Annotated in this window: 6 protein-coding genes; 3 read left to right on the forward strand and 3 right to left on the reverse strand. The window is 70.3% G+C overall.

The features are described 5' to 3' along the window. Positions 1–138: 138 nt before the first annotated feature. Positions 139–504: a DUF805 domain-containing protein gene (locus AB0H32_RS46565; protein WP_361135258.1), complete on the reverse strand. Its 366-nt coding sequence runs from the start codon at positions 502–504 to the stop codon at positions 139–141. Positions 505–786: 282 nt separating this feature from the next. Then, positions 787–1,779, reverse strand: a complete 993-nt coding sequence (gene hemB / locus AB0H32_RS46570; protein ID WP_361135261.1) for a porphobilinogen synthase — start codon at positions 1,777–1,779, stop codon at positions 787–789. A gap of 203 nt (positions 1,780–1,982) precedes the next feature. On the opposite strand from hemB, the gene AB0H32_RS46575 reads away from it, so the two are divergent. Continuing rightward, positions 1,983–2,975 (forward strand): phospholipase D-like domain-containing protein, encoded by a 993-nt coding sequence (locus AB0H32_RS46575; RefSeq protein ID WP_361135264.1) that lies wholly within the window; start codon positions 1,983–1,985, stop codon positions 2,973–2,975. Positions 2,976–3,025: 50 nt separating this feature from the next. Here the strand turns inward: AB0H32_RS46575 and AB0H32_RS46580 are convergent, their stop codons facing one another. Next, positions 3,026–3,631: a TetR family transcriptional regulator gene (locus AB0H32_RS46580; RefSeq protein WP_361135267.1), complete on the reverse strand. Its 606-nt coding sequence runs from the start codon at positions 3,629–3,631 to the stop codon at positions 3,026–3,028. Between the two features lie 148 nt (positions 3,632–3,779). Between AB0H32_RS46580 and AB0H32_RS46585 the strand changes: the two genes are divergently transcribed. After that, positions 3,780–4,232, forward strand: a complete 453-nt coding sequence (locus tag AB0H32_RS46585; RefSeq protein WP_361135270.1) for a nuclear transport factor 2 family protein — start codon at positions 3,780–3,782, stop codon at positions 4,230–4,232. Then, the gene (locus AB0H32_RS46590; protein ID WP_361135272.1) at positions 4,229–5,080 is read left to right on the forward strand and encodes an NAD(P)H-binding protein; all 852 of its coding nucleotides are present in this window, start codon (positions 4,229–4,231) and stop codon (positions 5,078–5,080) included. Before AB0H32_RS46585 ends, AB0H32_RS46590 begins: the two co-directional genes overlap by 4 nt. The last annotated feature ends 301 nt before the right edge of the window (positions 5,081–5,381 follow it).

Here is a 5,381-nt window from a genome sequence, read left to right on the forward strand (position 1 = left end):
TTCGCACGGCCTCACGGACATGCCTCACCCAGTACGCCGGATCAGTCACCTCATCGCTCACCACACCACCGGTCAGCGCCGACACCATCGTCACAACGGCCCGGGCGGCCTCGGTACAGCAGGTGCTCCAGCGCGGCACTACGCGAACGCCGGGGCCTCCTTGGGGTTCGGGCCGTACTGGTTGGCGCCCGCCTGGCTGTCCGTGCAGGTGAAGACCAGCAGCGTGATGGGGCCGGCCAGCGGGACGAGCGCGAACAGCAGCCACCAGCCGGAGCGGCCCGTGTCGTGCAGGCGACGGACGCCGACGGCCAGGCTGGGCAGCAGGATCCCGATGTAGAAGATGCCCGGGAGGGCGAGGAGCGCCGGGGTCTTGGACACGACGGCGACGATGGCCAGAACCGCGTAGATGATCCCGGAGAACAGCGCGAACATCCAGTATTCCTTGCGGCGCGCGCGCCCGCTGAACACCGCGTACTTCTTCAGCGCCTCGATGAACCAGCTCATTGTGTGTCCCCCAGGGATCGACGTTCGGACCATCCGGAACGGATCAGGCCAGGCGCAGAAGGTAAGGACACTGACGAGAACTCGTCAATTCAGCTCACACACCGCATGGGTTGGCCGATTTCCGGACAGATCTTCCGCGGATCCGGGGCTGTTCGCGGGGAATACGCCAGGTGGGCAACGCAAGGTCACGGTTTCGAGTTGCTTCCGTTGCCGAACCGAAGGCGTACCGATGCCGGTCGGTGGCCGATTCGACGCCGGAGCTATCCCGTTCCGTTGCCCGGCTCAGCGCAGCTTCCGCGCCGCCTCGGTCGCCCAGTACGTGAGGATGCTCCGCGCGCCGGCCCGCTTGATGCCGGTCAGCGTCTCGAAGATGGCCCGGTCGCGGTCGACCCAGCCCTTCTCGGCGGCGGCCTCGATCATCGAGTACTCACCGGAGATCTGGTAGGCGGCCACCGGCACGTCCACGCTGTCGGCGACCCTGGCCAGGATGTCGAGGTACGGTCCGGCCGGCTTGACCATCACCATGTCGGCGCCCTCGGCCAGGTCCAGCTCCAGCTCCCGCAGGGACTCACGCCAGTTGGCCGGATCCTGCTGGTAGGTCTTCCGGTCACCCTGGAGGGAGGAGGCCACGGCCTCGCGGAAGGGGCCGTAGAAGGCGGAGGAGTACTTCGCGGTGTAGGCGAGGATGGCGACGTCCTCGCGGCCGATCTGGTCCAGCGCGTCGCGGACGACGCCGATCTGGCCGTCCATCATCCCGCTGGGCCCCACCACATGGGCCCCCGCATCGGCCTGCACCTGGGCCATCTCGGCGTACCGCTCCAGGGTGGCGTCGTTGTCGACCCGCCCCTCGGCGTCCAGCACTCCGCAGTGCCCGTGGTCGGTGGTCTCGTCGAGACAGAGGTCGGACATGACGAGCAGGTCGTCGCCGACCTCGGCGCGCACGTCCCGGATCGCGACCTGCAGGATCCCGTCCGGGTCCGTCCCCGGCGTCCCGAGGGCGTCCTTCTTGCTCTCCTCCGGCACGCCGAAGAGCATGATCCCGGAGATCCCGGCCTCCACCGCCTCCAGCGCGGCCTTCTTCAGGCTGTCGCGGGTGTGCTGGACGACACCGGGCATGGCCGCGATCGGCACGGGCTCGCTGACGCCCTCCCGGACGAACGCCGGAAGGATGAAGTCGGCGGGGTGCAGCCGCGTCTCGGCGACCATCCGCCGCATGACGGGCGAGGTGCGCAGCCGCCGGGGACGCGTACCGGGGAAGGATCCGTACTTCGTCATGTCTTCTACGCTACGCCCGCCGGGCGCGCGCCTTTGCCGACGGCCTGTCGGCCCGAGAAGGGCATAGCGGACCCTCATACGAAGTCTTTGCGAGCTCCTGGCTGTCCCTCGATGCGCATGTCTCCCCCGCGTTCTACGCGCGTGGTGTCATGCACCCGCCACTCCCCCACGTGAGTTCGCCCTTCTCCCCCCAGGAGTCACGCATGCTGTGGAAGACCCTCGGCCGGGCGGGCGTCGCCCTGGCGGCCGGTGCCGCCGTCGTCGCCACCGCGGTCCCCGCGAACGCCGCGAGCTACTCCGCGTTCGCCTTCTCCCAGAGCGGCAGCCAGCCCACCATCTACGACTTCGTCAACTCGGCCACCAGCACACTCGACATGACCATGTACGAGCTGGAGGACACGACGGCCGTCAACGACCTCATAGCCCTCAAGAACAAGGGCGTCACGGTCCGGGTCGTACTGGACCGCCAGCACAAGACCGCGAACAACTCGGCGTACACGGCACTGACGAACGCGGGCGTGGGCGTGGTGTGGTCCCCCTCCGCCTTCGTCTACACCCACCAGAAGACGATCACGGTCGACGGCACCAAGTCCCTGATCCTGACCGGGAACCTCACCGCCCAGTACTACACGACCAGCCGCGACTACGGCGTCTTCGACGACGACACCCGGGACGTCGCCTCCATAGAGAAGGTCTTCGGCGCGGACTACGCCGGTACGTCCGTCACCCCCACCGACGGCGACCACCTCCTGTGGTCCCCGACCGACTCCCGCAACCGTCTGGTGTCCGTCGTCGACGCCGCCACCAAGACCCTCGACGTCGAGGAACTGGAGCTGAGCGACAGCACCGTGGTCAACGCGATCGTGGCCCGTGCGAAGGCGGGCGTGGCGGTGCGGGTGGTCCTGGAGAACCCGTCGAGCTACTCCAGCCAGGTGTCGTCCATCAAGGCGGCAGGCGGCAAGGTCGTCGGCTACTCCGACCCCAACGGCTTCTACATCCACGCCAAGGCGATGGTCGCCGACTACGGCCTGTCCACCCAGGAGGTGGAGGCGGGCTCCATGAACATCAGCAGCAACTCCCTGAGCAACAACAGGGAGTTGGGCCTCATCCTCACGGGCACGGGCGTGGCCCAGCCGGTGGCGACAACGATCGAGACGACCTTCGCGGGCGACTACGCGGGAGGCACGGCGGCATAACAGGCCGAGCACGCTGCAGCACGCGTCCAGGGGGCTCCGCCCCCTGGACGTCACGCGGCAGGCGCGGCAGGTACTCCCAGAACCCGCCCGGCGAACCCGGCCAGCCGCGCCCGCAGTTCCTCCCTGCCCACTCCCCGCGCCCCCGCCAGATGCTCGACAAGATCCGCACGCACAGCAGCCAGCAGCGCATGCGCAGCAAAATCACCGTCGTCCAGCCCGGGCAGCTGCTCCAGAACCCCGCGCAGCAGCCCATGCCACCGGTCGTAGTGGTCCGCCTGGTACGGACTGTCACTCCCGGCCGACTCCAGGGCCAGCGCCAGGTGCCGGTTGTCGATCTTGAAGGTCAGCAGCGCGTCCAGCAGAGCAGGCACCCGCTCCAGCGGCGGCGCCCCCGGCCCGAGCGGCGCCGGCCCCCCGGCCACGGCCTGCTCGATCGGCTCCAGCCTCGCCGCGTACACCGCATGGATCAGCCCCGTACGGTCCCCGAACGCACGGAACAGCGTGCCCTTGCCCACCCCGGCGGCCGCCGCGACGTCGGCCATGGTGACGTCCTCGGGGTGCTCGCAGCGGGCGAAGAGTCCCTCGGCGGCCGAGAGCAGGGCGGCACGGTTGCGGACTGCGTCCTTGCGCGGCTTGCGCGCGGCGCTCTCGTTCATACGGCGCTCTCGTTCATACGGCGGTTCCGATCATGCGGCTGCTCCGATCATGCGGCTGCTCCGATTGCAATCCGGACTCCGGGTCCGTATTTTTCATTGAAGCGGACCGCGGGTCCGCATCATGCCATCGTACGGGACGGAGAAACCCATGCCCGCGAACACCACCCCCACCGCCCCCGCTGCCCCCACCTCACCGGCCGAGCTGTACCGCCGAAGCCTGCGCCTGCTCCTGGACAAGGACATCGACGGCTGGGTCGGCCTGTGGGCCGACGACGGCGTCATGGAGTTCCCCTTCGCGCCCGACGGCTGGCTCCGGCGGCTGGAGGGCAGGCGGGCCGTCGCCGCCTACATGCGCGACTACCCGGACCACATCGACCTGCACGACTTTCCCGACCTGCGCATACACGAGACCACGGACCCCCGGACCATCGTGGTCGAGATGCGAGGCGTGGGCCGGCTGGTGCAGAGCGACAGCCCCTTCGACATGACGTACATCGCCGTCGTGAGCGTCCGCCACGGCCGCATCACCGCCTACCGCGACTACTGGAACCCGCTCGCCGTGCTGGAGTCCGCCGCCGACTTCCGCGGGGAGGGCCGATGAAGCCCGCAGGCACCACACTCGTCATCGGCGCCACCGGCACCACCGGCAGCCGCACCGCCGCCCGCCTGCTCGCCGCCGGGCACCCGGTGACGGCCGCCTCCCGGCGTGCCACCCCGGTACCGGGCGCTCGGGCGGTCCGTTTCGACTGGTACGACCCCGGAACCTTCGCCGACGCCCTCACCGGAGCGGACCGCGTCTACCTCGTCCCGCCCGTCGGCGACCCGGACCCGGCCACCGTCATGCTGCCCTTCCTGGAGCAGGCCCGCGCCGCCGGAGTGCGCCGTACGGTGCTGCTGAGTTCCTCGGCCGTTCCGGCGGGCGGCCCGGCCGTGGGAGCGGTGCACCAGGCGCTGCCCGGCCTCTTCGAGGAGTGGGCGGTCCTCAGGCCCTCGTGGTTCATGCAGAACTTCACCGGCGCCCACGCCCACGCGGTCGCCCTGCGCGAGCACGGCGTCGTCGGGACGGCAACGGGAGACGGCCGCGTCGGCTTCGTGGATGCCGAGGACATCGCCGCCGTGGCCGTCACGGCCCTCACCGGCGACCCGGCACCCTGCACCGATCTCGTCCTGACCGGCCCCGAGGCGCTCTCCTACGACGACGTCGCCAGGATCTACTCCGAGGTCACCGGCCAAACCGTGGTCCACCGCCGGCTGACCTGCGACCAGATGCGCGAGCACCTGGTCCGCACGGCCGGTGTTCCGGCGGAGTTCGCCGCCATGCTGGCCGCCATGGATCGCGCCATCGCCGACGGCGCGGAGGACCGCGTAACCGAAACCGTCCGCCGGCTCACCGGCCGCCCGCCCCGCACCTTCCGCAAGGCAGCCACCCGCGACCTCCCACCCTCCTGAACCCGCCCTCCGGCCCCAGGCACTCCACAACCGACCGAGCCGACCCCACCGCCCCGGCACCCCAACCGACCGAGCCGACCCCACCGCCCCGGCACCCCAACCGACCGAGCCAGGCCTCAGCCCACCCGCTTCACGACCGACCGAGCCAGGCCTCAGCCCCACCCGCTTCACGACCGACCGAGCCAGGCCTCAGCCCCACCCGCTTCACGACCGACCGAGCCGACCCCACCCATCCCCCACTTCTCGACCGACCGAGTCGGGTGGTGGGTGGGCGGAGGTCGGGGGTCCAGGGGGCGGAGCC

This window comes from Streptomyces sp. NPDC020362 (assembly GCF_040642095.1).
In the GTDB taxonomy this organism is placed as follows: Bacteria; Actinomycetota; Actinomycetes; order Streptomycetales; family Streptomycetaceae; genus Streptomyces.

Excerpts from the sequence above, each read along its gene's own strand:
- AB0H32_RS46565 (WP_361135258.1), bottom strand. The coding sequence starts at position 504 with ATGAGCTGGTTCATCGAGGCGCTGAAGAAGTACGCGGTGTTCAGCGGG.
- hemB (WP_361135261.1), bottom strand. The coding sequence starts at position 1,779 with ATGACGAAGTACGGATCCTTCCCCGGTACGCGTCCCCGGCGGCTGCGC.
- AB0H32_RS46575 (WP_361135264.1), top strand. The coding sequence starts at position 1,983 with ATGCTGTGGAAGACCCTCGGCCGGGCGGGCGTCGCCCTGGCGGCCGGT.
- AB0H32_RS46580 (WP_361135267.1), bottom strand. The coding sequence starts at position 3,631 with ATGAACGAGAGCGCCGCGCGCAAGCCGCGCAAGGACGCAGTCCGCAAC.
- AB0H32_RS46585 (WP_361135270.1), top strand. The coding sequence starts at position 3,780 with ATGCCCGCGAACACCACCCCCACCGCCCCCGCTGCCCCCACCTCACCG.
- AB0H32_RS46590 (WP_361135272.1), top strand. The coding sequence starts at position 4,229 with ATGAAGCCCGCAGGCACCACACTCGTCATCGGCGCCACCGGCACCACC.